The organism is Brevundimonas diminuta ATCC 11568, assembly GCF_000204035.1.
GTDB classification, from domain to species: domain Bacteria; phylum Pseudomonadota; class Alphaproteobacteria; order Caulobacterales; family Caulobacteraceae; genus Brevundimonas; species Brevundimonas diminuta.
The window spans coordinates 862,923-888,507 of record NZ_GL883086.1; the positions used below are offsets into that span (position 1 = coordinate 862,923).

The following is a 25,585-nucleotide window of genomic DNA, read 5'->3' on the forward strand; positions in this document are numbered from 1 at the left end:
GAGTTCGGGTTAGGGCCGGGAGAGCGCGGCAAACACTCTTCCGGTCCGCCTTATCCAGCGCTAGAATAGTTACCATGTCAATATCTAGCGCCAGTAAAAGAGGCCGTCCCCGCGTTGATGCCGTGCCGGTCAACGTGAGGTTTCCGCCCGAACAGCTATCCGCACTGGATAAATTGATCGGGACCGATCCAGGCGCGCCAAGCCGACCAGAGTTCATTCGCCGGGTGATCGAGCTACTTGCCGGTCCCAAGGAAGAGCGCAGCCGTCTTAAGACATTCCGGCTTCAGGAGCCGGGAGGTTTGGTCGTGTTGGATTTGGACCAGATCATTACGATCGAGACGGACTACGTGTATTCTCGTGTCACCGTTGGAGGTGGGCGATCTTTCAAGCTTTGGGAAGAACCTGAACGTCTTGCGGCGCAGCTCGGCTTCTACCTTCAGTTCGGTGATCAATGGGTTCACCCCGACGCCGTCTCAGCCATTGCAATGGGCGACGCGAGCTCAATCGTCCATCTGGTCGACGGCCGGAGCGTGGAAGTCTCGGAATCATGGGAAGCGGTTTCCCATGCTGTCGACGAGGCCCGCAAATTCCACGGCACGCCGGTCCCGCCCCCTAAGCCCGATCTGGGCGGCCCCCTTCGTCGGCGCTACGGATCATCGGGCAGTTGATATCGCCCGTTCTCTGAACCGCACGACCTCTTCGCCGACCCACTCGTTCAGGGCCAGGAACCGGCGCTGCAGCGGCACCACTTCATTCTCATAGAAGATTTCGCTGGCGTCTCTGACAGACCCAAATCCGGCAGCGTTCTGAGGCACGACGCCCAGCAGCACAGGCGGCACGCGGTGAACCGCCAGAATGTCATCGCGCGTGACGTTCTTGATGTCGGAGAAGTTGTCCTTCGCCGCCGCTTCTGACGGGTGCAGCAGCTGGATTCCCTTCTCCTTGCCCCCGGCGCTGTGAACGAACAGGTTCTTGAAATTGCCCGGCCCCTTCGCCCCGCGCAGCGAGGCGCGGATCGCGTCGGCGTCCTTGTCGCTCAACGGGTCCGTCACATACATGATGAAGCCAGAGTGCGAGCCGTTCAGGTAATAGCGCCGGCGATACAGCGTCGCCGCCTCGCTCAGCAGCGCCGACTGCAGCGCCGCCAGATACTCCGGCTCGCCATAGATTTCCTGGTCGATCCCCGTCCGGCGCCCATGGAACACCTGGCCGGGCTCGAACGCATGTTCGACCGCCCAGCTCGGCGTGAAGAAGAACTCCCCGTCGACCAGACCGCGCCGGGTGTATTTCGCCAGCGATCGACGCAGCGGCATCGGCCGACCCAGGCGATTATTCACCCGCTCGACGTAGAAGTTCGCCAGCACCTGGTCATCCAGCGCCAGCCCTTCGAACGTCTCCAGCGACAACAGCGGATGCGGGATGAAGTCGCGCACCAACTGATTGACTTTGTAGAACATGGCCGAGCCGTGATGGCTGGCCACCTTGGCCGCCCGGCTCAGTCCCTCCATGGGGATCGGCGGCTCATACCATTTGCCGTTGCTCCAGCAGGCCAGGTGATCGGCCAGCCCAGCCCGGCCGCCCAGGACCGGCTCCGGATCCCCAAAGCTGAAGACCATGGGCGCGGCCGCCTCAGTCGTCATCGTCACCGAAAATCTCCACGCTGGATTGGCTGGTCACGCCGATCGCGGCTTCCAGCGGTTCGTTATCGAGGGCCTGCATCAGCGCCCATGCCAGGTCGCCGTGGCCGCTGGCCTTGGTGCGGGGCGCCTCATAGGTCAGGTGGCGGCCCTTGCTGGTCAGGGTGCGCCGGATCGACATCAGGGCGTTGGTCAGATCCTGCCAGTTGGCCGGATACTCCAGCCGCTTGCGGCTGATGACGTTCAGCGCCTTGTGCACCAGGCGCGTCTTGACCATCGGGTCATAGAGGTGGCCCCGCGCCATGGGGAAAAACTTGGACACCAGCTGCAGGACCGCATTGCCCAGGCCGGTGCGATCAATGTCGATCTTGGTGACGTTGTAACGAAGCGCCATCGCCTCGATGATCAGGGCCTGTTCGGTGAAGTCGGATCCCCGGAACTGTTCCTTCCAGATCACCCTGAACTTACCCTTGCCGGGCGTCTCAGGCGGCGCGACCAGGACCAGGGCCGCGTTATCCGCGTTCTCGCCGTCCCCGTTCGGGTCGTAACTCAGCCAGACCTCGCCCTCATACGGCCGCCCGAAACCCAGCAGCTGCATCTCGAAGTCGATGTCGCTCCATTCCAGCTCGTCCACCTGACACGGCCGAAGCGACGCCATCGGGAAGATCGACATGGAATCGTCGACGAAGGCGCACATGTAGAGGTTGGCCCACGCAGCCGCACTCTTTCGCCGTTTCAGGTCGGCTAGGTCGAACAGGGTGCAGCCACAGGCCGCCGCGTCCTCGATCGTGACGATCTGACGCCAGATTCCGTCCTCGCACAGGCGGCCGTCTTTCAGTGCCTTCCAGCTGACGTCGAACTCGACCCGGTCCCTTTTGGCCCGCTCCTTGTTCCAGGCCGCGCCGGTCCAGAACGGATAGGCCTCGTCGTTCACCGACGTCGGCGTCGAGATGTAGGTGATCCGATACTGCTTGTGCGACGCCATGCCTGAGGCGACGTCTTCCAGGCGGGTGAACCCATGCACCCACATGAATTCATCGAAGTAGAGCGAACCGTGATAGCTCTGCGCCGTCCGGCTGTTGGTCCCCAGGAAGTATAGGGTCGGCTGGGTCTGCGGCAGGCCGGTTTCCGGGTGGTCGCCCCGGTCGATGACGAGGTCTTCGCCCTTCAGCTCGACGCCGATCGTCAGACGCACGAATTCGATGATGTAGGACTTGAACTGGCAGGCCTGCTTTTTCGAGGCCGACAGGAAGATCTGGTTGTCGCCGGTGTCCAGCGCTTCCATCAGCGCTTCGCGGGCGAAATACCAGGTCGCGCCGATCTGGCGCGACTTCAGGATCATCCGGGCCTTGTGGGTCCGCGCGCCGTACCAGATGCGCTGATAGTCGAAGAGCTCGTCCTGGAACCGCTGACGCAGGATCTCGACCTGGTCGGCCGTGATCAGGTTCTGCCGGACCTTCTTGCGGTCCTTGCCCTTGCTGTTTCGGTTGGCGACGTTGTCGTTCAGGTGGCCGGTGTGGCCGCCCTCGCTCTCGAACTTCCGGACGCGGGCGATCGTAACCAGCTGGCGGCCCAGCAGGTCGATCTCCTTGAAGTCCCGCCCGTCCTTCAACTCCTTCAGGATCAGGGTGATCAGGCGCGCTTCCAGCACGCCCTCGACCCGGGCGATGGACGACGCCACCTCCCAGCCGTCGCGGCTTTTCCAGCTGGCCAGCGTACCTTCCGGCACGCCCAGCCACTCGCTGATGTCCGTCAGCCGCCAGAATGACCAGTATAGGAACTTCGCCGCTCGGCGCGGGTCCAGGTTCTTGCTGACCGGAAAGCCGACGACGCCGGATTCCAGCATCATCGCGCCCAGATCGGTGGCGGGCGCGTCGGTGTCTGGCGGCAGGGCCGTATCGGTTCTGGGGCGGCGTCGGGTCATCGGCGCGGACGCTACTCACGGCCCCGCCTGCCCTCGCGCCCGCCGTGTTGTCAGATCCTCTCTGACAACAGCAGCGCCTTGAGCGAACCCGCCCCTCGGGACTGATCTGGCGCCTGTTCAATCGGCCCGGCCCGGGCCTTCCCAAGATCAGGCGAGCGACCCAGCCCCATGGCCGACAAGACTCCTCAGAAGACCGAATTCTTCCGCATCGCCGTGGAAGGCCAGACCGCCACCGACGGGCGCGAGATCACGCGGCAAATCATTGAGGAATGCGTCAAGACCTTCAACCGCGACACCTATGGCGTCCGCATCAACATGGAGCACTTGCGGGGCTTCGACCCGAATGGCCCCTTCGGCATGTACGGCGATGTTCTGGAACTGCGTCATCAGGAAGACGACATCCAGATCGGCGAACAGACTGAAAAACGCCTGGCCCTCTACGCCCAGCTGGACCCGACCCCTGAACTGGTCGAGCTGAACCGCAAGCGCCAGAAAATCTACACGTCGATCGAGCCTCAGCCGAACTTCGGCGGCACCGGCATGTTCGGCCTGGTCGGCCTGGCCGTCACTGATAGCCCGGCATCGCTCGGCACCAACATGCTGAAGTTCAGCACCCGCACCGACGATCCGGCCGCCGTGGAGCTGAAGGCTGACCTGGACCGTCGCAAACGCTCGCCCGACAGCTTCTTCTCTTCGGCCTACGAAACCAAGTTCGAACTGCTTGCCGACGAAGCTCCCTCATCTAGCGTTTCAGCGGTCGATAAATTCTTTGCGGCCCTCGCCCGTATGGGCCAACCGCAAACGCCAACGCCCGCTCCAGTTCAGACACCGTCCGTGTCTCAGGCTGATCCAGCAGATCAGTTCGCTGCGCTGACCGCCGCGATGACGCAGTTTTCCAAGGACATCAGCGACACGCTTCAGACCGCCATGCGCGCCAGCGATGAACGCTTCCGCCGGGTGGAGACCGACCTGGCGAAGCTGACGTCCGATCTCTCGAACACCCCCGGCTCCAACTACACGGCCCGCCCGCCCGCCACGGGCGGCGAGACCGCCATCCAGACCGACTTCTGACCACGCCGGTTCGCCTGCGCCCCACCTGCCCCTGACCTTCTGGAACTCCCATGCAGAACGATACCCGCGTCAAATACAACGCCTACGCCGCCCGCGTCGGCCTCCTGAACGGCGTCGCTACGACCTCGGCGGCCTTCACGGTCGCGCCGACTGTGCAGCAGAAGCTGGAATCCAAGCTTCTGGAATCCTCGGCCTTCATGAAGCGGATCAACGTGGTCCCGGTCCGCGACATGGAAGGCGCCAAGCTGGGCCTGGGCAACACCGGCCCGATCGCCAGCCGCACCAACACGGCGGCAGGCAACAAGCGCAAGACGCGCGCGACCCACACGCTCGATAAGCGCGGCTATAAGTGCCACAAGACGAACTTTGATACGCACCTGCGCTACGAGACGCTGGACAGTTGGTCGGAGTTCCCGGACTTCGAAACCCGCGTCCGCGACCACTGGACCCAGCAGCAGGGCCTGGACCGCCTGATCATCGGCTGGAACGGCACCCACGCCGCCGAAGAATCCGACATCGATCAGTTTCCGCTGCTCCAGGACATGAACATCGGCTGGCTGCAGATCCTGCGCGAAGAGGCGCCGCACCAGGTCATCCCGGGCATCAACACCGCGCCGGAAGGCCAGCCGCCGGTCTACCGCCCTGTCCGCGTCGGCCCGGGCGGCGACTTCGCCAACATGGACGCCTTGGTCATGGCCGCCATTATGCTGATGGAGCCTCAGTATCGCGAAGACACCGGGCTGGAGGCGATCTGTGGCCGCGAGCTGCTGCACGACAAGTACTTCCCCGTCGTGAACCAGGAGCACAAGCCCAGCGAGACCCTGGCCGCCCAGACCGTGGTGGCGCAGAAGCGTATGGGCAATCTCCCGGCCAACACCCAACCCTTCTTCCCGGCGCGATCGACCCTGATCACCCGCCCTGACAACCTGTCGATCTATTGGCAGAAGGGCGGCCGTCGTCGCCATCTCAAGGACAATCCTGAGATGGATCAGGTCGAGAACTACGAGTCGTCGAACGACGCCTATGTGGTCGAACGCATCGGTGCAGCCGCTCTGATCGAGAACATCGAGTTCGGCGATTGGAGCCAACCGGATACGCCGGAAGGCAACGGCTGATAGCCATGCGCCATGTCGACCCCTTCCAGCGGCACCGCCAGCGCGTCCTGGCCGCCACCGCATCGGGCGTAGCCGCATCGATCGGCTACTCCGTTGCGGGCGCGCGCCTGGCCGCCAATGACGCCGGTCCGCCCAGCGCGGCGGGAACCGAATACAGGCGTCAGCTGGCCCAGCTGCTTCACGACCGTCAGCGCCTGAAGCAAATCCAGTCCCGCCAGACCAAGATCGAGCTGAAACGTGAACTGATCCCGGCCTATGACGCCTGGATCGAGGGCGTCTTGGAGGCCACGGAAAACGGCCAGCCGGGCGTTCAGGACGACATCCTGGTCACCATGATGATCTGGCGGATCGACGTCGGCGACTACGCCGCCGCCCTGCCTCTCATCGCCTACTGCCTGAAGTGGGGCCTGCAGCTGCCGGGCCACTTCAAGCGGACCCTGGCCGCCTTCGCCGTGGAAGAGATCGCCGAGGCCGCCGTCCGCGCCCTGGCCCCATCTGCCGAGCGTCCGACGGCTGATCTGGTCAAGGCCACGACCGAGGCCCTGGCCGGGATCGAGCGCCTGACGCACGACTGCGACATGCCGGATGAAGTCCGCGCCACCCAGCATAAGGCCATCGCCATGGCCATTCTGGCGGGCGGCGAGGAAGACGGTCCGGATCGCCGCCTGCGCGAAAGCCAGGCGTTGAAACGCTACCAGTTCGCCCTGGACCTCGACCCCCGCTCCGGCGTGAAGGGCGACATTGCTCGCCTGCAGCGCAGCCTGAACAAAGAACCGCCTTCCGGTTCGGCGGACGCGTCGTCGGACGCGGCCGCCGCCGAGGGCTGACGGCCTGCCCCCCCGGCGCTCGGGGCGGGGACGGAAAGTCCGACGGCGGCTCGCCGCCCGAAGGTCGTTCCGTCCCCCCACCCCGTAGCCTGGGGGGCATTTCCTGACGGAGCTGACCATGGCCGATCCGATCTGGCCGAATGACCCCTCGCTTGATCCGGCGCCGCCCGCTCCCTCGCCTGAAGGACAGGTCAAGGCCGACGGCTGGTGGCCGGACATCGACCTGGCCCACCTCCGCGACACCGTTCGCCTGAACCAGACCAAGATCCCGGCCGCCCGCCTCCGCGAGGCCGTCCAGGTCGCCATTCTCGACATCGCGGACGAGCTGTCCGTCTGGCGCGCCGACCACGCGGCCTTTGCCGATCTGGCCGCCGTCCCAGCCATGCAGATCGACGGCGAAAGCGCCCTGGTCATTCGCTGGCGTAGGGCCGTCACCGCCTGCGTGGCGGCCGATCTTGGCGAGCGTTTGCTCGGCCAGTCCTCGACAGCGGCCGGTCATGATCGCGCCGCCGAGCTCCTGCCCGAAGCTGACCTTCACAGACGCAATGTCGTCCACGCCGTCCGCCTATTCCTGGGCAAGACCCGCGTCGTGGCCGAGCTGATCTGATGGCCGCGTATCAGGCCATCTCTGAACCCGGCGACACCGTCGACCGCCTGGTTTGGCGCGAGATTCGCCAAGGCCCGGCCGCCGTCGAGCGTGTTCTGGAAGCCAACCCGGGCCTGGCTGATCTCGGCACGATCCTGCCAGTCGGCACCGCCGTCATCATTCCGGTCGGGGCGCGCGCCGCCTCGGCCAAGCCGCAAGTTCAACTCTGGGACTGACCATGACCTTTCCTCATCTGCAGCCCGCGCCCAGCGTGAATTGGGCCAAGGTCTCCTTCTTGTTCGGCGCGGCCGTCACGATCGCAACGTGGGTCGTCTTCGGAGCCCAGACCGTCCAGCGCGTCCAGGTTCTCGAGGAACGCACCGCGCCACTCGCAAGCGGCGACCTGATCCGCGTCCAGACCGACGTGGCTTGGATCCGCCAACGCCTGGAACAGGAACGCGGCCAATGACCGTCACCCGCCGTCAGGTCTTCCGGATCCTGCAGTCCCTGCCGATGATCCGTTTCGCGCTCATGCTCGGCGGCGGCATAGTCGCCACCGCTCTGGTCGCCTGGATCCAGGCCTTGATCGGCCATGGTCGATGGCCCGCGACCGAGGCGACGGCCATCGCCCGCATCACGGCCCTGCAATGGCTCGGTCTCGGCGGCCTGGCCATCATCGCCATCGTCATGATTGCCCTGGCCTTCGGCCAGCTCGGCAAGGCCAAGGTCGCCGTCGGCGATGTGGCCGTCGACCTCGATTTCGACAGTCCTGAAGACGGAGTTTCCTAATGAAAGCCATTCGCTACCTGGTCGTCCACTGTGCGGCCACGCCTCCCGATCGCGACATCGGCGTGAAAGAGATTCGCGCCATGCATCTGCAACGCGGGTTCCGCGATGTCGGCTATCACTACGTCATCCGCCGCGACGGGCGGATCGAGAAGGGCCGACCCGACAACGTCGCCGGCGCCCACGTCAGCGGCTTCAACAGCATCTCCCTGGGCGTCTGCCTGGTCGGCGGCGTGGACGCCAAAGGCAAGCCCGAGGACAACTTCACGTCCGCCCAATACGCCGCCCTGGCCCAACTGCTGCGACAGCTGAAGGCCTCCTATCCGGCCGCCCAGATCCTGGGCCATCGCGACCTGTCTCCGGACAAGAACGGCGACGGCAAGATCACGCCGAACGAATGGCTAAAGGCCTGCCCCTGTTTCGACGTCCGCACCTGGTGGGCTCGGGAGCAAGCAGCCTGATGTTCCGCCGCACGTTCAACTTCAGCAGTCCCTTCGGCGTGGCCCTTCTCGTGGGTCTGGCCGCCCTGGTCCTCTTCCTCGGCCTCAACGCGGTCGGCCTGCGCTTCGACCCGTTCCACCTGAAGGCGAAGCGAGCGGACCGGGCCGAAGCCGCCGCCCAGGCCTCGGCGGACGACGCTGGCGCGCGCCGGATCGAGGCGGCCGGGGCCGCCGACACCGTTCAGCGGATTGACCGCATCACCGTCCAGATCCGCGCTGCCGACGCCATCGCCCATCAATCCGCCATCGCCGCCCAGGAAGCCCCCGATGCGAACTCCCCTGTTGACCCTGCTCGCCTTGACCGTCTGCAGCTTGCTGATCGTCAGCTGTGCGAGCTACGGCCCGCCCTCTGCTCCGACGCCGCCGCCCCAGCGCGTTATGCCGGATCTGGCGCAGCGAGCCTGCGCCCTGCCCCTCCTTCCTGATCAGGCCACGGCCGCCGACCTCGAGAGCGCCTTCACCGCGCGCGGCGTCGCCCTGGTCGCCTGCGACGCCGCGCGTCAGCTCGCTGTCGCCGTCCATACCGGCCAGCGCCTGGACCAGGAGGCCTGGCTGCATGACTCCGCGGATCGCCGCCTGCCCTGGTGGCGAAAGGTTCTCCCATGAGTTTCTGGAAGCCCGACAGCCTGAAAGAGGCCCTGACCAAGGCGCTCGACCCTGCCCATCACATCGCAGACAACCCCGATCGCCTGCAGATCGAGGTGATCGAAGGCTCGGTTCACGCCCTGGCCACGCCCGGCCTGGGCTTCCGCTACCAGTATGAGATCGCCGTCGGCGTCCTGGACTACACCGGGACGCTGGACGAGATCATGATCCCCCTGCTCATCTGGCTCCAGCGCTGGGAGAAATCGCAGCTTCTGGACCACTCCAAGGCCGCCCGGGGCGTGAAATTCGAGCGCCAGCTTCTCGACGCCGAGGCCGCAAACATCATGTTCGCCCTTCAGCTGACAGAGGCGGTTTCTTTCGAACAGCGCGAAGACGGCGGCTTCAACGCTGTTCATCGCAAGGATCCGCCCATGGCCGACACCGGCCGTGCCTCCCTACTGCATCGCATCTACGCCAACGACGAACTGGTGGCCGAATGCGGCGTCCACCCGGTGACGGGCTGATCCATGGCGGCCGCGCGTGAAGACGCCCTGATCCTGTTCGAGGAGTCTGCGGGCGCCATCCTTCAGAGCCTTGAGCCGCGCGAGCGCCAGCAGTTGCTCCGGCGCATGGTCCACGCCCTTCGCCGCTCTCAGGTGCGGCGCATGACCGCCCAGACGGATCCCGACGGCGCACCCTGGCCGAAGCGGAAACCCCGTAAGGAACGCCAGCCTGTCACCCGGCCGATCCGCTTCCTTTACAACAAGGGCGGCCAGACCCGCGTGGCCGAGATGCGCAGCTGGCGGCGCGACGGCCCCATGGTCATCGGCTACGACAAGGAGGCGGGCGGCATCCGCACCTTCCGGCGCGACCGGATCGCGCGGCATATTCCCCCTGAAGGCGGATCCGTGGATCCGGGCGCCCTGGACGGCTCGCTCTGGAACGAGCGCGGGAAGCTGAAGGCCGTCGGCCGCAAGATGTTCCTGAAGCTGAAGACCGGCCGGAACCTGACCGCTGGCGCTGACACAAGCGCCGCCTGGGTCTCATTCACCAGCCGCGCCCAGCGCCTTGCCGCCGTGCACCATTACGGCCTTCGCGATCGAGTCGCCAAGAACGGCCCGGAAGTCGATTATCCTCAGCGCCAGCTGCTCGGCTACAGCCAGGCAGATAAGGAAGCCCTGCTGGACATGCTCCTTCGGCACGTCGCACAAGCCCGCTGACGTGACGCACCGGCGAACGTCGCGCTCGATGTTGTGAGACGGTCTCTGACAACAGCGCCCCGTCGCGCCCCCTACGGCGCGGCGGCGACATGGCGCCATGTCCACCTTCACTGGCCAGTCTACCGGCTCGACCGCTGTCGATCTTTCGAAACTGCCCTTCCCGGCGGTCATCGAAGTGCTGTCGTTCGAAACGATCGTGGCCGCCTGCAAGGCCAGGCTGATCGAACTCATGCCGGAGCTGGAGCCGGTGCTGGCCATCCCCAGCGAACCTCTGGTCCTGGTGATCGAGATCTTCGCCTATCGCGAGACCTTGCTGCGCGCCCGGGTGAACGATGCGGCGCGCGACGTGACCCTTGCCTACGCAACCGGCGCCATGCTCGATCACCTGGTCGCCCTGTTGGGCGTCAAGCGCCTGGTGATCGAGGCCGCACGTCCCGAGACCAACACCCCGGCCGTCATGGAAAGCGACGATTCCTTGCGTCGTCGCGCCCTTCTGGCGCCCGAAGCCTATTCCGTCGCCGGTCCGGCCGGGGCCTACGTCTCCCACGCCCTCGGCGCTGACGGCGACGTCCTGGACGCCTCAGCGACCACGCCATCGCCCGGCGTCGTCCTGGTCACGGTCCTGTCGCGCCAGAACGATGGCGTCCCCTCGGCCGAGCTGCTGGACAAGGTCTTCGCCGTCGTGGCGGCCGACGACGTCCGCCCTCTTACTGACCATGTTCAGATCCAGGCGGCGCAGATCGTCCCCTTCGATATCAAGGCCGCTGTCTCGACCTTCGCCGGGCCGGACTCGGCCGTCGTCATGGACGAGGCCCGCCGCCGCCTGAACGACTACCTCGATCGCTCCTACAGACTCGGCCGCGATGTGACCCGCTCCGGTATCATCGCCGCCCTGCACACCGACGGGGTTCAGAACGTCCGTCTGACCGCGCCCGCCGCCGACGTCGTCATCTCGGCAATCGAGGCCGCCCGCTGCACCTCGATCGCCGTCACCCATGCGGGCCTGGACGAATGACGGCCGCCACCCGCCCGCTGTCTCCCCTGGCCGTTCCCAACGCCTGGCCCGTCGAGCGCGCCCTCGATGTGCTGACGCTTCGCATCGACGGGATCGACGTTCCCTTCCGCGACCTCTGGAACGCCGATGCCTGCCCGGCGCCCTTCCTCCCCTGGCTCGCTTTCGCCCTGTCGATCGACGCCTGGAACTCTGACTGGCCGGAACGGACCAAGCGCGCCTTCGTCAAGGACGCTATCGCCGTACAACGTCAGAAGGGCACGGCGGCCGCGATCGAGCGCGTGGTGAAAGCCTTCGGGGCTCAGATCAACGTCCGCCCCTGGTTCCAACAGGATCCGCCCGGACAGCCCTACACCTTTGACCTGGTGCTGACGGTCAACGGCGAAGGCGGCGCCGCCGCCACCGCGCGTCTGGTCGATGACGTCATCGCCGAAGTCAGCCGGACCAAGAGCGCCCGCGACCATTTCAACTTCACCCAAGGCTTCCAGGCGACGGGCGCCCTCGCCATCGTCGGTGCGGCGCGCGTCGCCGCCTACCGCCGCCTCTCCCTCGCCGAAGCCGCCTGACGGACGACCATGGCCCTTACTGTCACCATCACCAATGCCGGACGCGCTGAACTCATCAACGCCCAGAACACCGGCACGAACGCCGCCGTCATCGACAAGATCGGCGTCAGCTCGGTTCATGCCGCTGGCGATCTGAAGCTGCTCACCGCCCTGCCGAACGAACGCAAACGGCTGACGACCATCGGGGGTGAAGTCGTGGCGGACGACGTCATCCATGTGACAATCAACGACACCACAGCCGACACCTACACCCTGCGCGCCTTCGGGCTCTATTTCGCGTCCGGAACCCTCTTCGCCGTCTGCACCTCGGTCGAGCCGATTATGGAGAAGGCGGCCGCCGCCATGCTCCTGCAGGCGGTCGACATCACCCTGACCACCCTGGACACCGCCAGCATCTCCTTCGGCGGAACCGGCTTCACCAACCCGCCCGCGACGACTGAACGCATGGGCGTGGTCGAACTGGCCACGGCAGAAGAAGCAGTCGCCGGGCTCGACACCGTGCGCGCCGTCACGCCTTACGGGCTCGGCCGCGCACTGATGTCCTGGGCATCGAACTTCGCAGCCAAGATCCACAACCACGCTATGGGCGACATCGAAGGTCTGGGGCTCGCCCTGGCTGGAAAAGCAGGCAAGGTCCACGACCACGACGCGTCCGAGACGAAAACGGGCGTCTTCCAGGTCGACCGCATTCCGAAGCTCTCGATCGGGTGGATCAACAACCTGACCGAAACCCTGTCCGACAAGGCCTCGGCGCTCCATAGCCACACCATGGCGCAGGTGTCGGGCCTGATCGGCGCCTTGGCTCTGAAAGCCAATCTCGACAGCCCCGACATAACGGGATGGGCGCGCCTGCCTGCGGTCACCCTGTTCAAGAAAGAACTGCCGAACACGTCCGAGGGCGGGCAACTCAGGCTCGAGAAGCCTGATACCGGCACCCGTCTGGCCGGTCACGTCGTCATGGATGTGACCGGCGACAACGTTCGCATCTACGAAGATGCAGAACCCTATAGAGGGCTCACAATCCCTCTCGCCGGTTTGGCGGCTGGTGCTGGCTCCTATCCCTGGACCAGCGCCAACTTTAACCCCGACAGCCGCGTCTCAGTCGCCGCCACCAATCTTGGTGCGACATGGGACGTGCCGCTGACGAAGTTGTCTTCAGCGGCGCAATTTGCCGCCCTGCCTTCGGGCTTCACTTCCATGGTGACGCCTGACTCGGTCGGGACGCCGGGCGGCTATGGCTATCTGTTCAAAATGGCGCGCAGGGACAGCGGTCACGGCTGGACGGGTCTCTGGATCAACCACACCGCCGCGCCGGGAGATGCTCCTGAACTGTACGTCGGCTCCGCAATGGTAGGCTCCGAACTGCCTGTTTGGACCCGTGCCTGGACATGGGCGAACTTCAATCCGGCCACAAAGGCCAACGTCCAATACCCGGACTTCTACGGTCAGATTAATCTCGAAAGCGGCCCCGCCCGTTTCCGCGCCATCGGGGACGGCGACAGCCTGTTCCTTCAGGCAGGAACGGCCACCGGCAACAACGGCAACATGATCCTCAGCGGCTTGTTCGGCCAGAATCTGACTAGCCTTCGCGCTCAGATTGGCGGTGCGCTGCGCGACCTATTTCACACCGGCAATTTCAACCCGGCGTCAAAGGCCGATCTGAACGGCTGGACGAACCCCGACGGCGATGCGACCGTCACCGGCAACAAAACCTTCGCCTGCCCCGTCGACAACACGATTGCGCGAGGCAATCTCGATTTTGGACGCGGCGCGCTGGAAGTCCGCGCGAAGACCGGCGACGGCGCGGCCTACTTGACCTTTCACCGGCCGGGTCAGTTTGCGGCCTTTTTCGGCGTTGATACCGACGGCGAACTCAAGTTCGGCGGCTGGTCGCTCGGGGAGGTCTCCTATCGCATCTGGTCGGAACGCAACCTGCGTCAGGCCAACCCTGCTGAGGCGGCCGCAGGCGTGGCGCACGACCGCTTCATCACGCCATCGGCGCTCTGGTCCTTCGCCAAATCCATCGGACCGAACGGCTATCAGCAAATCCCCGGCACCGATCTGATCATCCAGTGGGGCGTCTCCAGCGGCAGCCACCCTGAGGGCGCAGTCCACGCCGCCCTGCCGGTCGCCTTCGGCGGCGGCTGCCTGTTCGCCTGCGCCACGCCTCGCAACGCGGGTCAGGCCTACGGCATGGACTTCGTGATGCAGATCGTCGGCCGCTACCTTGACCGCATCGTCTTCTACGCCAACCGCGCCAACAGCAGCTCCGGCAACATGTCGGGCTACGAATGGATGGCCATCGGCCTTGCGCGCGGCAATCCCGACCCCGTTTACAGCAGCGGCTATCCACCCGGTGGCGGTGGCGGCGGCGGCGAAGACCCGTTTATCCGACCGGAGGTCTGATCATGACCATCGCCTTCAGCGCGACGACGCTCGCCTTCTACGACCTGAACACTTGGCCCCATGACCTGCCGGACTTTCCGGCGCTGTTGTCGGCTGAGGATCATACCCGCATCCTGGCCGAGCTTTCGACCGGCCGTGTCCTCGCGGCCGACGAATCAGGCCGACCCATCACGCTCGATCCGCCGACGCTGTCAGCCCAGGCCATGGCCGCTGAGGCCCGCCGCCGTCGTGATACCGAGATCGCCGCCGTTCGCTGGCTGGTCGAGCGCCACCGCGATGAACAGGCCCTGCAGATCTCACCGTCCCTGACGGCCGAGGACTATCGCCTCGTTCAGGAGCACGTTCAGGCCCTGCGCGATGTGCCTGAGCAGGACGGCTTTCCTCACGCAATCAAGTGGCCTGTCCTCGACCCCGCCCTGCTCGCCACCGGATCATAGCTGTTGTTGTCAGAGTCCATCTGACAACAGCGGGCGCGCGATAAGCCGAAAGGGCTGCGCCATCGTCCGCCCCGATGACCGCCCGCGCCACGAACAACGAAACCCTGCGCCAGCTCGCCCAAGTCGTGCACGAGGGCGTCATCGATTCCGTCGATCTGGACGCGGGCCTCGCTCGCGTCCGGATTGGCGCGACCCTCACCCCGCCGCTCGACTGGATCATGGCTGTGGGGGACACCACCATCTGGTCCCCGCCGACGCCGGGCGCGTCCGCCGTCGTCATCTGCCCCGAAGGCGACATTGAGCGCGGCTTCATCATCAACGGCCTGCCTTCGCGCGCTTTCGCAGCCCTATTCCTCGGGCTGAAGAACGCGGTCCGCTTCAAGGACGGCGCCCAGGTCTCCTATGACCCGGAAGCCAGCGACCTGGCCTTCGCCCTACCCGGCTCCATGACCATCACCGCGCCGGGCGGCCTGAAGATCGCCGCCGACGTCGACCTGACCGGCGACCTCCAGTCTAGCGGAACGATCGCGGCCGATGTCGACGTCGTCGCCGCTGGCGTCTCCGGCAAGGGTCACTTCCACACCAAGGTCACGGCTGGCCAAGCCCTTTCGGGAGCGCCCCAGCAATGACCGGCGCATCCATCGGCCTGGCGCGCACCTCGGGTCGCGGCATCGCGGCGAACAGCCTGGAGCATCTGCGCCAGTCGATCGCACACATCCTCACGACGCCGATCGGCTCGCGCGTCATGCGCCGCGATTACGGGTCCGAACTGCCCCGCCTCATAGACCAGCCGCTGAACGGCTCCCTGCCCCTGCGGATCTACGCCGCCACCGCGATTGCGCTTCAGCGCTGGGAAAGACGTGTCCGCCTGCGCCGCATCCAGCTGACCGCTTCGGAGGACGGGCGCGCCGTACTCCAGCTGGACCTGCAGCGGCTCGATCTACCGCGCCGGGCGGACGTCACCCTTTCCTATCCCCTCCATTCATTCGGATCTTGAACATGGCCGCCATCACGCCCCTGGATCACGGCGTCACCGTCATCGAGCTGGTCGAAGGACCGCGCGTCCTTCGCACCGTGGCGACCAGCATCATCGGCATGGTCGCTGTGGCCGACGATGCGGACGAGACGATCTTTCCGCTCAACACTCCGGCGCGTCTGACGGACCTGCCCGCCGCGATCACTAAGGCGGGCAACGGCGGCACCTTGGCCAAGGCGCTCTCAGCGATCGACAAACAGGCCAATACGATCGTCGTGGTGGTCCGAGTCGCCGAAGGCCTGGGCGAAACGCCGGAAGAGATCGAGCTCGAGACCCGCGCCAACGTCATCGCTGGCGTCGACAAGCTTCTGCTGGCCGAACAGATCTGCAAGGTGCGGCCGCGCATCCTGGTCGCGCCGGGCCTGGATTCCCAATCGGTCACGGTCGCCCTGGGCGCCGTGGCGGCCAAGCTGAACGCCATGGCCTATTGCTCCTGCGGCGACGCGGCGACGATCGAAGAAGCGATCGCACTGCGCGACGGCGTCAGCGGCCGTGAGATCTGCCTGATCTATGGCGACTTCCTGGACGGCGACGAAATCGTCTACGCCACAGCCGTAGCGGCCGGTCACCGCGCCCTGCTCGATCAGACCGTCGGCTTCCATAAGACCCTGTCGAACGTGCCCGTCAAAGGCGTGACTGGCGTCGCCTCGCCCGTCACCTGGGATCAGCAGCGTAGCGACACCGAGGCGGGCCTGCTCAACGGGGCGCGCATCACCGTCCTGATCGAGGACGAGGGCCTGAAGTTCTGGGGCAACCGCACCTGCTCGCCTGAACCCAAGTTCGAGTTCGAAAGCGCCGTCCGCACCGCTCAGGTGCTGCGCGATACGATCTCCTACGGCCTGAAATGGGCGATCGACAAGGAGCTCTATCCCTCGCTAGCCATCGACCTGATCGAGACCATCAACACGAAGCTGGATGAGCTTCGCGACGGCGGCAAGCTGATCGGCGGCAAGGCCCGCCTGGCGGATGACAACACCACCACCAGCCTCGGCGGCGGCGCGCTGAAGGTCGTCTACGACTTCACCCCCGTCCCGCCGCTGGAACACCTGCAGCTGATCCAGGTGATCACCGACGAATACTTCTTCGACTTCGCCGCCACCGTCGCGGCGGGCTGATCTCGCGCGCCCTCTCCCTGACTTTTCCGGACCTTAGACCATGAACCTGCCCTCTCAGTTGATGGAAATGAACGCCTTCCAGGAAGGCGCGAGCTTCGTCGGCCTTTGCAAGGCCTTCACCCGACCCAAGCTGGCGCTGGCGACCGAACCCTGGAGAGGCGGCGGCTTGGGCGGCCCGATCAAGATCGCCACCGGCCTGCAGGAGATGGAGGCCGAACACACCTATGGCGCCGCCATCCCGGCCATCACCCGCCGCTTCGGCGAGACCCGCGTCAACGGCGTCGGCCTGCGCTTCGCCCTGGCCTACGAGAACCAGGCCACCGGCGCCTACGACGACGTCCAGATCACCCTGCGCGGCCGCCACGAAGAGATCGACCAGGGCTCTGACGAGCTGGGTTCGCAGAAGGACTGGAAGGTGAAGACGGCCTGCACCTACTACCGCGAGACGATCAACGGCGTGGTCGAGCTGGAGATCGACTTCCTTGCGCGGATCTTCCTGGTCGGCGGCGTCGATCGCTGGGCCGAGCTGCGCCGCATCACGCGCTGATCCCGCGCCGTCTTCTCCCCCTTAGTCTTCCGAAAGCACGAACATGTCCAAGGCCCTGCCCGCCGCCGCCCGCGCCGCCATCGACGCCGCCGCTGAGAAAAAACGCTTCGCCGTTGTGGAGCTCGACAACCCGCTGAAGCGCGGCGACCTGGTGATCGAGAAAGTCACCCTGCGAAAACCCATGGGCGGCGACCTGAGCGGCACGAACCTGGGCGACCTCTACAACATGAACGTCCGCGCCATGTCGGTCGTCATCCCCCGCATCTCGGATCCGATCATCCACGGGCCGGAATTCATGGCCATGGACGGCGAGGACATCGCCGCCCTGTCGGGCAAGGTGGTCAATTTTTTGCTGACGAAGCGTCAGAAGGCGGACGCTGGACTCGAAGCGTAGACGACGCCTTCGCGGACATCGCCGCTGTCTTTCACTGGCCGCTCTCGGCGATGTCCGACCTCCCGCTTTCCGATCTGATGCGCTGGCGCGACCTCGCGGTCGCTCGCTGGAACGCCATGCACGCGCCGCCTGAAACCTGACGCCGTCTCCCGAGCCCGCCCTGCCCCATGGAAAAGAAGCTTGAGCTCCGGCTGATCCTGGACGCGGTCGACAAACTGACCCGGCCGCTGCGGGCGGCCAACCGCGAAGCGGCCGCTGCGAACCAGGTGCTGCAACAGACCAAGGCCAAGGTGAAGGAGCTCGAGGCGGCGCAACGCGACATCGCCAGCTTCAAGGGCATGACCACCCAGCTCGGCCAGACGAGCGGCGCCCTGCAGGCGGCAAAGATCAAGGCCGATGAACTCGCGCGCGCCCATGCTGCGGCCGAGAATCCGACCAAGAAAATGACCGCCGCCTTGGGCCGCGCGGAAAAGCAGGTCGAGGGCCTGCAGGCCGAAGAAAGCAGTCGGACCGCCCAACTCGATCAGATGCGCTCCAAACTGGACGCGGCGGGGATCTCGACCAAGAATCTGGCCGCCCATGAGGCGCGCCTGAAGGCCGAACTCGCCGACGGCAATTTCCAGCTCGCCCTGCAGAAGGACCGTGTGCACCAACTCGCGCAGGCTGAAGCCCGGCTGAAGGCGGCTCGCACCCAATACGACAAGACCCAGGCCTTCGCCGGATCCATGCAGGGCGCAGGCATGTCGGCCATCGGTGCGGGCATGGTCGCGGCCGCGCCCCTGGTGGCGTCGGGCGGCCTGGCCGTGAACTTCGAAGACGCGATGCTCGACGTCAAGAAGGTGGTCGACTTCGAGACCCCCCAGCAGTTCGCTCAGATGTCCGACGACATTCTGACGCTGACCACCCGCGTCCCGATCGCTGCCGAGGGCTTCGCCGCCATCGTCGCCGCCGCTGGCCAGGCCAAGATCCCGCGTGCCGAGCTGATCGGGTTCGCCGAGGACGCGGGTAAGATGGGGGTCGCCTTCGATTCCACGGCCGACGAAGCCGGGAAGATGATGGCCACCTGGCGCACCGCCTTCGTTCTCACCCAGCCCCAAGTGCGGGGCTTGGCCGACCAGATCAACTATCTGGGCGATAACGGCAACGCGACCGCCCTGCAGATCTCCAACGTCGTCACCCGCGTCGGCCCGCTCGGCAAGGTCGCGGGCCTGGCCGCCGCTCAGGTCGCTGCCCTGGGTTCGACCATGGTCGGCATGGGCGTGGGCGAAGAGATCGCCGCCACCGGCATCAAGAACACCATGCTGGCCCTGACCAAGGGTGAAGCCGCCACCAAGTCCCAGAAGGAGGCCTTCGCCGCGCTTGGGCTGGAGGCGACCGCTGTCGCCAAGGCGATGCAGACTGACGCGGGCGGCGCGATCATGGATGTGATGCGGAAGATCCAAGGGCTCGACGCTCACCGTCAGGCCGCCATCCTGACCCAACTCTTCGGCAGCGAAAGCGTATCGGCCATCGCCCCGATGCTGACCAATCTCGACGTGCTGCAAGAAAACCTGAACGCCGTGGGCGACGCCAGCCGCTACGCCGGGTCGATGGACAAGGAATTCCAGAACCGGATGTCGGGGACCAAAACGGCGATCGAGACCGCCAAGAACAGCGTCAAGGCGCTGGGCGTCGAGTTCGGCAGCGCCTTCCTGCCCCAAATCAAGGCGGTCTCGGACACGATCAACAAGGTATCGACTGGCTTTCGAGACTTCGCCCAGGCGCACCCGAACGTCGTCAAGGCCGTCGGAACCGTCGTCGGCATCGTCGCCGCCGCCCTGCTGGTCTTCGGCGCCCTGGCCATGATCATCGCCGCCGTCCTCGGCCCCTTCGCGCTTATGCGGATGGCCATGGTGATGACGACGCCCCTGTTCAAACCGCTCATTGTCGGTGTTGCAGGCGCCGCCCGTGCGTTCGCCGCTTGGGGCGTGGCCATGCTGGCCAATCCGATCACCTGGATCGTCCTGGGCATCGTTGCAGCCATCGCTCTCGTCGCCGGCGCCGCCTACCTGATCTACAAAAACTGGGGTGCGATCTCGGCTTTCTTCTCCGGCCTATGGTCGAAGGTCACCGAAGGCGTTTCCGACTTCCTGTCAAACGTCGCCCAGGCCTTCATGCAATTCACCCAGCGGGGTGGCTCATTCGGGCGTTCGCGGCTGTCTGGCCGGTCCTTTCCTCGATAGGCGCGCGCTTCCTGTCGTTCGGCGGCGAGATCCTCCAGGGTCTAGTGAACGGCATCAAAGGCGGTATTCCCGCCATTGTGCGCGCCATCGTGGGCGCGGGCGCGGCCATGGTCACCGGCTTCAAGAACCGGCTGGGGATCCGCTCGCCCTCGCGCGTGTTCGCGGGCTTCGGCGACGACACCATGGCGGGCCTGACGCGCGGCCTGGATCGATCGTCCGCCTCGCCCGTCGCAGCCATCAGTCGGACGGCGGCCGCCATAGCGGCGGCGGGATCCGTCACGGCCTCGGCGGGCCTAGCCTTTGCCGAGCCGCCCAGCTTCGACGCAGCGCCGCGTTTCGCCCCTGGAGCCGGGACGGCCGGGCCGGGCGGCGGCGCGCGCGGATCCGCTCGATCTGCACCGACCGTCCATAACGAATTTCACATCCACGCGGCCCCGGGCATGGACCTCGAAGCGCTGGCCCGTCTTGTCGCCGAGAAGATGGCCGAGGCCCAGCGTCAGACCAACCTGGCCGCCCTGGACGACACTGACGAGTCCTGGAGCTGATCCCCCATGCTGATGAGCCTCGGCCCCTTCATCTTCTCCAATGACGACCTCAGCTATTCCCAGCTGCAGCGGCGCAGCAGTTGGCGCCATCCGACCAACGACAGGGTCGGGGCGCGCGCGGCCGGTCAATACGCCGGACCCGGCGATGACATCGTCACCATGTCCGGCATCCTGGCGCCCGGCGTGATCGGTCGCGCCGAAGCCCTCAACGAGCTTCGCGAGCTGGCTGACCAGGGCGAGGCCTGGCCGCTGGTCGACGGCGCAGGCTATGTCTACGGCTCCTTCGTCATCACCGACCTCGACACCTCGCAGCGCGCCATGTTCGCCGACGGCGTCGCCATCCTGTCGGACTTCAACCTGACGCTAAAGCGCATGGATTAAAATGGCGCGATATGCTCCGCCCAGCCATCTTTCCCTACTTTAAACTCTCGTTCCCCCGAATACGGACTCAAGGAAATAATCTCTCGCACCAGTGCATTCGTAGTGTCTTTGAGAGATCCAACTTCTACCATATCAACTATAGAGTCATCATCCCAATCTAGATCTCGTTTAAGTTGCTCTATCCCTTGCATATGAGAGTTCCACGAACTTACATATACATTTAACAGCGCCTGAAGTTTAGGATCATGAAAAAACGATGGGCCCAATGATACCAGCGCACTCCTCACATGACGAATATGAACAGAACTTAGTATTTGTTCGCAAAATTCCTTGTGGAGATTTTTCTGCTCCACAATCGTCGCCGAATACGTGTTCAAGTATCGAATTCCTGGAGCCACGGTCCTGATCAACCACATACCCCCTTTGTAATCACTCAATCTTCGCTCTTCTTCTATTCTTTCCCGTTCAGCCCTCGCCAAGGCCTCGCGGTACCGGCGCTCGTCGTTCGCCATCTCGGTCGCATGGCGACGCTCTTCAGCAAACTGAGCGTTCGCCTGGCGCCGTTGATCATCCGCTATCCAAAGAGCAACCATGGCCGCCAGGATCGCCCCTAAGCCTGATACCCACTCCCCCAGACTGCCAATCGCGGTAGGGTTTTCAGCAACCCTGAAGACCGCTCCCGCCGTCATGATCACGGCCACGGCGATAACGATCTGCACCCATTCTCTCTTCATTCGCGCGAAATAACATGAGTCTCTCGGAGGTCGATTTGCCTGCTGCATTGGACGCCTCGGCTCCCGTTAGGGAATACCGTCACCGGCAGGCGGCCTTTCGCCTCACCGTTGAAGGACGCGACATTTCAAGCGCGGTGAGACCTCGCCTGATCAGTCTGAACCTGACCGAGAAGCGCGGCACGGACGCGGACGAGCTTGATCTCGTGCTCGATGACACGGACGGCCAGCTGCAGATCCCGCCGAAGGGCGCGCGCATTACGGTTGCGCTCGGATGGCGCGAACCGGGCAGCGGCCTGGCGCCAGCCTTGATCGACAAGGGTGTCTTCACCGTGGACGAGACCTGTCACACCGGCGCGCCCGATCGCCTGACAATTCGCGCCAAGTCGGCCGACCTGACGCGCGCCTTCCGGACCAGGCGGGAAACCAGCTGGTCGAACGTCAGCCTGGGCGCGGTCCTGTCGGAGCTGGCCGGGCGGAACGGCCTGCAGCTGGCCCTCGCGCCAGCCTTGGCGGCCGTCGTCCTTCAGCACCTCTCTCAGGGGCGCGAAAGCGACGCCGCCCTGGTGACGCGCCTGGGCCGCGAGCACGACGCGGTGGCGACGGTGAAGGCCGGTCGCTTGGTCTTCAACCCGATCGGCGCTGGGACGACGCCGGGCGGCCTCGAAATCCCGTCCGCCACGATCACGCGGCGCAGCGGCGACGGCCATTCCTGGAAGACGGCTGAACGGGGAACCTATTCCGGCGTCACGGCCGAATGGCAGGACCGCCAAGGCGGTCGACGGCGCGAAGTCGTGGCCGGGTCCAGGGAGAACGCGCGCCGCCTCGGCCGCATCTACGCGACCGAGAAGTCAGCGCAGAAGGCTGTCGACTCCGAGTTCGCCCGGCTTGAGCGCGGCAAGGCCGAGTTCAGCATCAACCTGGCCGTCGGCCGCCCCGACCTATACCCGGAGCGGACGGTAACGGTCTCCGGTTTCAAGGCAGAGATCGACAGCACGGCCTGGCTGATCAGCGAGGTGCGGCACAGCTTGGACAACGGCCTGCGGACCTCGCTCCAGATGGAGCTGGCCGACAGCTGACGTCATGCAGATTCTTCGCCCTCGAACGGCGTCATATGTTAAGACCTCGGCGGGGGCTCCTTCGGGGTCATTTCAGTGAAAGAACAACGTCTCGGCGGTCGCGCGCCCTGCCCGCATTGCTGCTCGCCGACTACCTTCCGCACATCCCGGCAGATCTCGCCGACCTTCCGCGAAACCCGCCTGGCCTGTTCGAATGACGACTGCGGCTGGAAAGGCGTCGCCTCTCTCATCATCGAGCGGACGACGGTTCAGAGCGCCATGCCGAACCCGGCGATCCAGTTGGCGGTGGCGCCGCCCCGAATGGTCCGTCGCGATCGCTCAGGCCGCCCCCTGCCCGCCAACGACGACGCCCCGCCCGCGCCGCCCGCCGTCGCTGTTCCCTAGTCCTCGACCTCTCGCTTCAGCGCGGCGACAGCCCGTTCGAACAGTTCGTTCTGGCTGACGCCCGCCTCATCGGCCATCTGGCCGAACTCTCGCTTCAGCTCGGGCGTGACCTTGAGGTTCAACTGCGCGGTACGGCCTGTGCGATACCGGCGCTGCGTGTCTCCCGGGCGCAGCGTCGGCTCCCGGCTGGTGAAGCCTGACGCCGCCGCCGCCTGCTCGACGGCGGCCTGATCCGGCCGCTTGATCGGCCGAGGGGCGAACTCCGATGCGTCGACGTCCTCGGCCTGGTGGCCGAACACGCTTTGCCGTTCCTTCGTCATCCGCTCTGGCCTTCCTTCAGCACGGCCAGCACCTCGGCCGCGAAGGCGCGGGCGTTGGCGATGGCCTTGTGCGGATTGGATACCTGTCGGCTATCCAGGTCTTCAAGAGGGCCGCCGAACGAAAACACGGCGCGGAACGCCTCGCGCTCATGCATATGGGTTTCGAACATCGGCACGCCGCCCGCGCGCAGATCTTCCTGGACGTGCGCCAGGGCCTTCGTCCGGATCGCAGGGTTTGATCGGGTGAACAGGATCCGATGCGGGATCTTTCGCCGCGCCAGGCGCTCTTGGTTCCGCACCAGGTTCAAAGCCTTGGCCGCCTGGCTCGCGTCCAGGTGCGAGGCCTGCATCGGAATAATGACCAGATCGGCCACGCCGATCGCATTGGCCACTGTCAGCGAGGCGGTCCCTTCCAGGTCGACCAGAACGAAGACGGACGCCTCAGCAGCGGCCTCGACCAGATCCAGGATCGTGTCCTGGGTAGCGCCGCCGATAACGACGACCGAGTCTGGCTTCCCAGGGCGCGCGGCCCAGGCGACGATGGGCTGGTTCGGATCCGCGTCGATGATCGTGACCGTGCTGGTCCGCGCCAGCTGGCAGGCCAGATTGACGAGGGTGGTCGATTTGCCGACGCCGCCTTTCGGCGACGAAACAACGATAACGGGCATAGGGCTACCTATCGGCTAGTAGATAGCTGATAGGTAGCGGATAGCTAACAGCTAGTCGATAGCTAATCGCTATCGGATAGCTCTTAGATAGCCGTTCCCATATTGGAAACTTTTGCTTGTTCCCACATTGGAAACCTGCAATAAGGGCGCATGAACGTGATCGCGAAATCAGCCTTGGTGAAGTTCTGGGAGCGCCAGCCCAGGGGCAAGGCCCAGGAGACGGCCAAGGCGGCCATGATCGAGTGGCATACCGCCGCCTCAGACGCCCAGTGGAGCAACTTCGCCGAGCTGAAGGCCACCTTCAACAGCGCCGATTACGTGGTCGACGGCAAGGTCGTGTTCGACGTCGGCGGCAACAAATACCGGATCGTGGGTCTGGTCGGCTTTCGGGCGAAGCGGATTTTCGTCCTCTTCGTCGGCACCCACGCCGAATACGACAGGATCGAGGTCAAAGACCTCTGAGCGTTCAGATGACGAAGAAGATGATGATGACGACGACGAAGACGACGAAGAGGATGATGACGATGGATATGAACGCGATCCGCACCCTGACGGACGAGACCGAATACGAAGCCGCCCTGAAGGCGGTCCGGCCCTACTTCGAGAACGAGCCTGCGGAAGGATCCGAGGCGGCCGCCCACTATGACGCCTTGGTCCTACTGATCGAGGACTATGAGCGCCGTCACTACCCGATCCCCCGCGCCTCGCCGGTGGCCGTGGTCAAGTTCGTGATGGAGACGAACCACTACACCCGCGCGGACCTGATCGACGTCCTGGGTTCCAAGGCGCGCGCCGCAGACCTGTTGAACGGCCGCCGCGAGATCAACCTAGACCAGATCCGCAAGCTCAGCCGGGCCTGGCGCATCCCGGCCGGGGCGCTAGTGGGCGACCTGGCCGCCTGATCTGACGGATAGCTGGCAGCTATCCGTCAGCTATCCGCGCCCGCCTCGCGCTCGATGATGACCTTGGCCTCATCCAGGCCCGCCATGACGCGATTGTAGTCTTCATCGCCGATGTCGATCGCGGCCGGAACTATGTTCAGTACCTCTGACGCAGGACGGGCGCGCGCAAAGTCGGCCTCGCTCCATTCTGGATTCTCAGGATCGCCCAGCTCGGGCGCATCATCCGCCGCCAGTTCGGCCACGCGCTCATCGAACATGCGCGCGTCGGCCGCATCTTCTGCGGCCTCAGCCTCTTCCAGGCGGCGCGCGCGCGTCTCAGTCATCTGGACCATGGTCTTGCCTCCGATCTGGCTTGCTGACGCTCTTACCAATACATGAAACGCCTGCGGCGTGTTTCCAGTCCGCCGCCCGCGCGAAAACCCCAACCCCTCGCCCTTCGCAGAGCCAGCGACGCTGACCACAGTCGCCGCCGTGGCCTCGCCACGCTGCGGCAGCCGGGCACGATAAAGGGCGCGCGAGAGCGCGCCCGCCCCTCGGCTGACTGATCCCGCTGTCGCTGACAGCGCCTCAAACCTGAATCTTGATCATG

Annotated in this window: 35 protein-coding genes; 29 read left to right on the top strand and 6 right to left on the bottom strand. The window is 65.3% G+C overall.

Features of this window, described 5'->3' with window-relative positions; translation table 11 throughout:
* Positions 1 to 122: 122 nt before the first annotated feature.
* Entirely contained in the window at positions 123 to 668 is a 546-nt protein-coding gene (locus BDIM_RS07910) for a hypothetical protein (protein ID WP_143276779.1), read from the top strand.
* Here BDIM_RS07910 and BDIM_RS07915 read toward each other — a convergent pair.
* Both BDIM_RS07915 and BDIM_RS07920 read right to left on the bottom strand, forming a co-directional pair.
* Positions 654 to 1,640, bottom strand: coding sequence for a phage portal protein (locus BDIM_RS07915; RefSeq protein WP_040345486.1), 987 nt, complete (start codon positions 1,638 to 1,640; stop codon positions 654 to 656). The two genes, BDIM_RS07910 and BDIM_RS07915, sit on opposite strands and share 15 nt — an antisense overlap.
* Positions 1,630 to 3,561 (bottom strand): terminase large subunit domain-containing protein, encoded by a 1,932-nt coding sequence (locus BDIM_RS07920; RefSeq protein WP_003165052.1) that lies wholly within the window; start codon positions 3,559 to 3,561, stop codon positions 1,630 to 1,632. Before BDIM_RS07920 ends, BDIM_RS07915 begins: the two co-directional genes overlap by 11 nt.
* Positions 3,562 to 3,729: 168 nt before the next feature.
* Between BDIM_RS07920 and BDIM_RS07925 the strand changes: the two genes are divergently transcribed.
* The 24 genes from BDIM_RS07925 (at position 3,730) to BDIM_RS08035 (ending at position 20,912) form a co-directional block, all read left to right on the top strand.
* Complete coding sequence (locus BDIM_RS07925; RefSeq protein ID WP_003165053.1) at positions 3,730 to 4,632, top strand: GPO family capsid scaffolding protein; 903 nt, start codon at positions 3,730 to 3,732, stop codon at positions 4,630 to 4,632.
* A gap of 50 nt (positions 4,633 to 4,682) precedes the next feature.
* A complete protein-coding gene (locus tag BDIM_RS07930) occupies positions 4,683 to 5,747 on the top strand; it encodes a phage major capsid protein, P2 family (protein ID WP_003165054.1) in 1,065 nt (354 codons plus the stop codon).
* 5 nt (positions 5,748 to 5,752) lie between these two features.
* Positions 5,753 to 6,574 carry a phage terminase small subunit gene (gpM, locus tag BDIM_RS07935; RefSeq protein WP_003165055.1) on the top strand — a complete coding sequence of 274 codons (822 nt, stop codon included), beginning with the start codon at positions 5,753 to 5,755 and terminating at the stop codon, positions 6,572 to 6,574.
* A 118-nt stretch (positions 6,575 to 6,692) separates the two neighbouring features.
* Positions 6,693 to 7,181 (top strand): head completion/stabilization protein, encoded by a 489-nt coding sequence (locus BDIM_RS07940; protein WP_003165056.1) that lies wholly within the window; start codon positions 6,693 to 6,695, stop codon positions 7,179 to 7,181.
* Positions 7,181 to 7,396, top strand: coding sequence for a tail protein X (locus tag BDIM_RS07945; protein WP_003165057.1), 216 nt, complete (start codon positions 7,181 to 7,183; stop codon positions 7,394 to 7,396). The genes BDIM_RS07940 and BDIM_RS07945 overlap by 1 nt, the downstream gene beginning before the upstream one ends.
* Before the next feature lie 2 nt (positions 7,397 to 7,398).
* Positions 7,399 to 7,629 (top strand): hypothetical protein, encoded by a 231-nt coding sequence (locus BDIM_RS07950; protein WP_003165058.1) that lies wholly within the window; start codon positions 7,399 to 7,401, stop codon positions 7,627 to 7,629.
* On the top strand, positions 7,626 to 7,949 hold the full coding sequence (locus BDIM_RS07955; RefSeq protein ID WP_003165059.1) for a hypothetical protein: 324 nt from the start codon (positions 7,626 to 7,628) through the stop codon (positions 7,947 to 7,949). Before BDIM_RS07950 ends, BDIM_RS07955 begins: the two co-directional genes overlap by 4 nt.
* A complete protein-coding gene (locus BDIM_RS07960; protein ID WP_003165060.1) occupies positions 7,949 to 8,407 on the top strand; it encodes an N-acetylmuramoyl-L-alanine amidase in 459 nt (152 codons plus the stop codon). Before BDIM_RS07955 ends, BDIM_RS07960 begins: the two co-directional genes overlap by 1 nt.
* Positions 8,407 to 8,871 (top strand): hypothetical protein, encoded by a 465-nt coding sequence (locus tag BDIM_RS07965; protein WP_040345489.1) that lies wholly within the window; start codon positions 8,407 to 8,409, stop codon positions 8,869 to 8,871. The genes BDIM_RS07960 and BDIM_RS07965 overlap by 1 nt, the downstream gene beginning before the upstream one ends.
* A gap of 177 nt (positions 8,872 to 9,048) precedes the next feature.
* Entirely contained in the window at positions 9,049 to 9,555 is a 507-nt protein-coding gene (locus BDIM_RS07975) for a phage tail protein (protein ID WP_003165063.1), read from the top strand.
* A 3-nt stretch (positions 9,556 to 9,558) separates the two neighbouring features.
* A complete protein-coding gene (locus tag BDIM_RS07980; RefSeq protein WP_003165064.1) occupies positions 9,559 to 10,251 on the top strand; it encodes a phage virion morphogenesis protein in 693 nt (230 codons plus the stop codon).
* 97 nt (positions 10,252 to 10,348) lie between these two features.
* On the top strand, positions 10,349 to 11,266 hold the full coding sequence (locus BDIM_RS07985; RefSeq protein ID WP_003165065.1) for a baseplate assembly protein: 918 nt from the start codon (positions 10,349 to 10,351) through the stop codon (positions 11,264 to 11,266).
* Positions 11,263 to 11,829 (top strand): phage tail protein I, encoded by a 567-nt coding sequence (locus BDIM_RS07990; RefSeq protein ID WP_003165066.1) that lies wholly within the window; start codon positions 11,263 to 11,265, stop codon positions 11,827 to 11,829. The genes BDIM_RS07985 and BDIM_RS07990 overlap by 4 nt, the downstream gene beginning before the upstream one ends.
* A gap of 195 nt (positions 11,830 to 12,024) precedes the next feature.
* The gene (locus tag BDIM_RS17520; RefSeq protein ID WP_169312135.1) at positions 12,025 to 14,235 is read left to right on the top strand and encodes a gp53-like domain-containing protein; all 2,211 of its coding nucleotides are present in this window, start codon (positions 12,025 to 12,027) and stop codon (positions 14,233 to 14,235) included.
* A gap of 2 nt (positions 14,236 to 14,237) precedes the next feature.
* Positions 14,238 to 14,672, top strand: coding sequence for a phage tail assembly chaperone (locus BDIM_RS16860; RefSeq protein WP_003165068.1), 435 nt, complete (start codon positions 14,238 to 14,240; stop codon positions 14,670 to 14,672).
* A gap of 74 nt (positions 14,673 to 14,746) precedes the next feature.
* Positions 14,747 to 15,301 carry a phage baseplate assembly protein V gene (locus BDIM_RS08005; protein WP_003165069.1) on the top strand — a complete coding sequence of 185 codons (555 nt, stop codon included), beginning with the start codon at positions 14,747 to 14,749 and terminating at the stop codon, positions 15,299 to 15,301.
* Entirely contained in the window at positions 15,298 to 15,669 is a 372-nt protein-coding gene (locus BDIM_RS08010; protein WP_003165070.1) for a GPW/gp25 family protein, read from the top strand. Before BDIM_RS08005 ends, BDIM_RS08010 begins: the two co-directional genes overlap by 4 nt.
* 2 nt (positions 15,670 to 15,671) lie before the next feature.
* Entirely contained in the window at positions 15,672 to 16,823 is a 1,152-nt protein-coding gene (locus BDIM_RS08015) for a phage tail sheath subtilisin-like domain-containing protein (RefSeq protein WP_003165071.1), read from the top strand.
* 40 nt (positions 16,824 to 16,863) lie between these two features.
* Positions 16,864 to 17,370 carry a phage major tail tube protein gene (locus BDIM_RS08020; protein WP_003165072.1) on the top strand — a complete coding sequence of 169 codons (507 nt, stop codon included), beginning with the start codon at positions 16,864 to 16,866 and terminating at the stop codon, positions 17,368 to 17,370.
* Between the two features lie 43 nt (positions 17,371 to 17,413).
* On the top strand, positions 17,414 to 17,764 hold the full coding sequence (locus BDIM_RS08025) for a phage tail assembly protein (RefSeq protein WP_003165073.1): 351 nt from the start codon (positions 17,414 to 17,416) through the stop codon (positions 17,762 to 17,764).
* Positions 17,765 to 17,781: 17 nt separating this feature from the next.
* Positions 17,782 to 17,904: a GpE family phage tail protein gene (locus BDIM_RS18690; protein WP_112999858.1), complete on the top strand. Its 123-nt coding sequence runs from the start codon at positions 17,782 to 17,784 to the stop codon at positions 17,902 to 17,904.
* Between the two features lie 27 nt (positions 17,905 to 17,931).
* Positions 17,932 to 19,986 (top strand): phage tail tape measure protein, encoded by a 2,055-nt coding sequence (locus BDIM_RS08030; protein WP_050796673.1) that lies wholly within the window; start codon positions 17,932 to 17,934, stop codon positions 19,984 to 19,986.
* 44 nt (positions 19,987 to 20,030) lie between these two features.
* Entirely contained in the window at positions 20,031 to 20,531 is a 501-nt protein-coding gene (locus BDIM_RS16865; RefSeq protein ID WP_003165075.1) for a hypothetical protein, read from the top strand.
* Positions 20,532 to 20,537: 6 nt separating this feature from the next.
* Entirely contained in the window at positions 20,538 to 20,912 is a 375-nt protein-coding gene (locus BDIM_RS08035; protein ID WP_003165076.1) for a phage tail protein, read from the top strand.
* On the opposite strand, the gene BDIM_RS17525 is transcribed toward BDIM_RS08035, so the two are convergent.
* Positions 20,909 to 21,631: a hypothetical protein gene (locus tag BDIM_RS17525; RefSeq protein ID WP_143276780.1), complete on the bottom strand. Its 723-nt coding sequence runs from the start codon at positions 21,629 to 21,631 to the stop codon at positions 20,909 to 20,911. The genes BDIM_RS08035 and BDIM_RS17525 overlap by 4 nt on opposite strands.
* A gap of 29 nt (positions 21,632 to 21,660) precedes the next feature.
* Here BDIM_RS17525 and BDIM_RS08040 point away from each other — a divergent pair, with 29 nt between their 5' ends.
* Complete coding sequence (locus BDIM_RS08040; RefSeq protein WP_081461872.1) at positions 21,661 to 22,722, top strand: contractile injection system protein, VgrG/Pvc8 family; 1,062 nt, start codon at positions 21,661 to 21,663, stop codon at positions 22,720 to 22,722.
* Between the two features lie 75 nt (positions 22,723 to 22,797).
* Positions 22,798 to 23,106, top strand: coding sequence for an ogr/Delta-like zinc finger family protein (locus BDIM_RS18695; RefSeq protein ID WP_003165078.1), 309 nt, complete (start codon positions 22,798 to 22,800; stop codon positions 23,104 to 23,106).
* Here the strand turns inward: BDIM_RS18695 and BDIM_RS08050 are convergent.
* The gene (locus BDIM_RS08050) at positions 23,103 to 23,426 is read right to left on the bottom strand and encodes a ribbon-helix-helix protein, CopG family (protein ID WP_003165079.1); all 324 of its coding nucleotides are present in this window, start codon (positions 23,424 to 23,426) and stop codon (positions 23,103 to 23,105) included. The genes BDIM_RS18695 and BDIM_RS08050 overlap by 4 nt on opposite strands.
* Positions 23,423 to 24,094 (bottom strand): ParA family protein, encoded by a 672-nt coding sequence (locus tag BDIM_RS08055; protein ID WP_003165081.1) that lies wholly within the window; start codon positions 24,092 to 24,094, stop codon positions 23,423 to 23,425. The genes BDIM_RS08050 and BDIM_RS08055 overlap by 4 nt, the downstream gene beginning before the upstream one ends.
* Before the next feature lie 150 nt (positions 24,095 to 24,244).
* Between BDIM_RS08055 and BDIM_RS08060 the strand changes: the two genes are divergently transcribed.
* Positions 24,245 to 24,556: a type II toxin-antitoxin system HigB family toxin gene (locus BDIM_RS08060; protein WP_040345492.1), complete on the top strand. Its 312-nt coding sequence runs from the start codon at positions 24,245 to 24,247 to the stop codon at positions 24,554 to 24,556.
* 62 nt (positions 24,557 to 24,618) lie between these two features.
* Positions 24,619 to 24,996, top strand: coding sequence for a helix-turn-helix domain-containing protein (locus BDIM_RS08065; RefSeq protein WP_003165084.1), 378 nt, complete (start codon positions 24,619 to 24,621; stop codon positions 24,994 to 24,996).
* Positions 24,997 to 25,022: 26 nt separating this feature from the next.
* Here BDIM_RS08065 and BDIM_RS08070 read toward each other — a convergent pair whose 3' ends face one another.
* Positions 25,023 to 25,328, bottom strand: coding sequence for a hypothetical protein (locus tag BDIM_RS08070; protein WP_003165085.1), 306 nt, complete (start codon positions 25,326 to 25,328; stop codon positions 25,023 to 25,025).
* Positions 25,329 to 25,585 lie beyond the last annotated feature (257 nt).

Bases quoted from the DNA above. Each gene is read 5' to 3' on its own strand.
- BDIM_RS07945 (WP_003165057.1), top strand. From the start codon at position 7,181: ATGGCCGCGTATCAGGCCATCTCTGAACCCGGCGACACCGTCGACCGC.
- BDIM_RS08010 (WP_003165070.1), top strand. From the start codon at position 15,298: ATGACCGGCGCATCCATCGGCCTGGCGCGCACCTCGGGTCGCGGCATC.
- BDIM_RS08065 (WP_003165084.1), top strand. From the start codon at position 24,619: ATGGATATGAACGCGATCCGCACCCTGACGGACGAGACCGAATACGAA.
- BDIM_RS08070 (WP_003165085.1), bottom strand. From the start codon at position 25,328: ATGGTCCAGATGACTGAGACGCGCGCGCGCCGCCTGGAAGAGGCTGAG.
- BDIM_RS07980 (WP_003165064.1), top strand. From the start codon at position 9,559: ATGGCGGCCGCGCGTGAAGACGCCCTGATCCTGTTCGAGGAGTCTGCG.
- BDIM_RS07920 (WP_003165052.1), bottom strand. From the start codon at position 3,561: ATGACCCGACGCCGCCCCAGAACCGATACGGCCCTGCCGCCAGACACC.
- BDIM_RS07925 (WP_003165053.1), top strand. From the start codon at position 3,730: ATGGCCGACAAGACTCCTCAGAAGACCGAATTCTTCCGCATCGCCGTG.
- BDIM_RS08025 (WP_003165073.1), top strand. From the start codon at position 17,414: ATGTCCAAGGCCCTGCCCGCCGCCGCCCGCGCCGCCATCGACGCCGCC.
- BDIM_RS08030 (WP_050796673.1), top strand. From the start codon at position 17,932: ATGGAAAAGAAGCTTGAGCTCCGGCTGATCCTGGACGCGGTCGACAAA.
- BDIM_RS08055 (WP_003165081.1), bottom strand. From the start codon at position 24,094: ATGCCCGTTATCGTTGTTTCGTCGCCGAAAGGCGGCGTCGGCAAATCG.
- BDIM_RS08035 (WP_003165076.1), top strand. From the start codon at position 20,538: ATGCTGATGAGCCTCGGCCCCTTCATCTTCTCCAATGACGACCTCAGC.
- BDIM_RS07915 (WP_040345486.1), bottom strand. From the start codon at position 1,640: ATGACGACTGAGGCGGCCGCGCCCATGGTCTTCAGCTTTGGGGATCCG.
- BDIM_RS08020 (WP_003165072.1), top strand. From the start codon at position 16,864: ATGAACCTGCCCTCTCAGTTGATGGAAATGAACGCCTTCCAGGAAGGC.
- BDIM_RS08050 (WP_003165079.1), bottom strand. From the start codon at position 23,426: ATGACGAAGGAACGGCAAAGCGTGTTCGGCCACCAGGCCGAGGACGTC.
- BDIM_RS08005 (WP_003165069.1), top strand. From the start codon at position 14,747: ATGACCGCCCGCGCCACGAACAACGAAACCCTGCGCCAGCTCGCCCAA.
- BDIM_RS08040 (WP_081461872.1), top strand. From the start codon at position 21,661: ATGAGTCTCTCGGAGGTCGATTTGCCTGCTGCATTGGACGCCTCGGCT.
- BDIM_RS07950 (WP_003165058.1), top strand. From the start codon at position 7,399: ATGACCTTTCCTCATCTGCAGCCCGCGCCCAGCGTGAATTGGGCCAAG.
- BDIM_RS07955 (WP_003165059.1), top strand. From the start codon at position 7,626: ATGACCGTCACCCGCCGTCAGGTCTTCCGGATCCTGCAGTCCCTGCCG.
- BDIM_RS07975 (WP_003165063.1), top strand. From the start codon at position 9,049: ATGAGTTTCTGGAAGCCCGACAGCCTGAAAGAGGCCCTGACCAAGGCG.
- BDIM_RS07990 (WP_003165066.1), top strand. From the start codon at position 11,263: ATGACGGCCGCCACCCGCCCGCTGTCTCCCCTGGCCGTTCCCAACGCC.
- BDIM_RS16860 (WP_003165068.1), top strand. From the start codon at position 14,238: ATGACCATCGCCTTCAGCGCGACGACGCTCGCCTTCTACGACCTGAAC.
- BDIM_RS07940 (WP_003165056.1), top strand. From the start codon at position 6,693: ATGGCCGATCCGATCTGGCCGAATGACCCCTCGCTTGATCCGGCGCCG.
- BDIM_RS08060 (WP_040345492.1), top strand. From the start codon at position 24,245: ATGAACGTGATCGCGAAATCAGCCTTGGTGAAGTTCTGGGAGCGCCAG.
- gpM (WP_003165055.1), top strand. From the start codon at position 5,753: ATGCGCCATGTCGACCCCTTCCAGCGGCACCGCCAGCGCGTCCTGGCC.
- BDIM_RS08015 (WP_003165071.1), top strand. From the start codon at position 15,672: ATGGCCGCCATCACGCCCCTGGATCACGGCGTCACCGTCATCGAGCTG.
- BDIM_RS07965 (WP_040345489.1), top strand. From the start codon at position 8,407: ATGTTCCGCCGCACGTTCAACTTCAGCAGTCCCTTCGGCGTGGCCCTT.
- BDIM_RS07960 (WP_003165060.1), top strand. From the start codon at position 7,949: ATGAAAGCCATTCGCTACCTGGTCGTCCACTGTGCGGCCACGCCTCCC.
- BDIM_RS07985 (WP_003165065.1), top strand. From the start codon at position 10,349: ATGTCCACCTTCACTGGCCAGTCTACCGGCTCGACCGCTGTCGATCTT.
- BDIM_RS07930 (WP_003165054.1), top strand. From the start codon at position 4,683: ATGCAGAACGATACCCGCGTCAAATACAACGCCTACGCCGCCCGCGTC.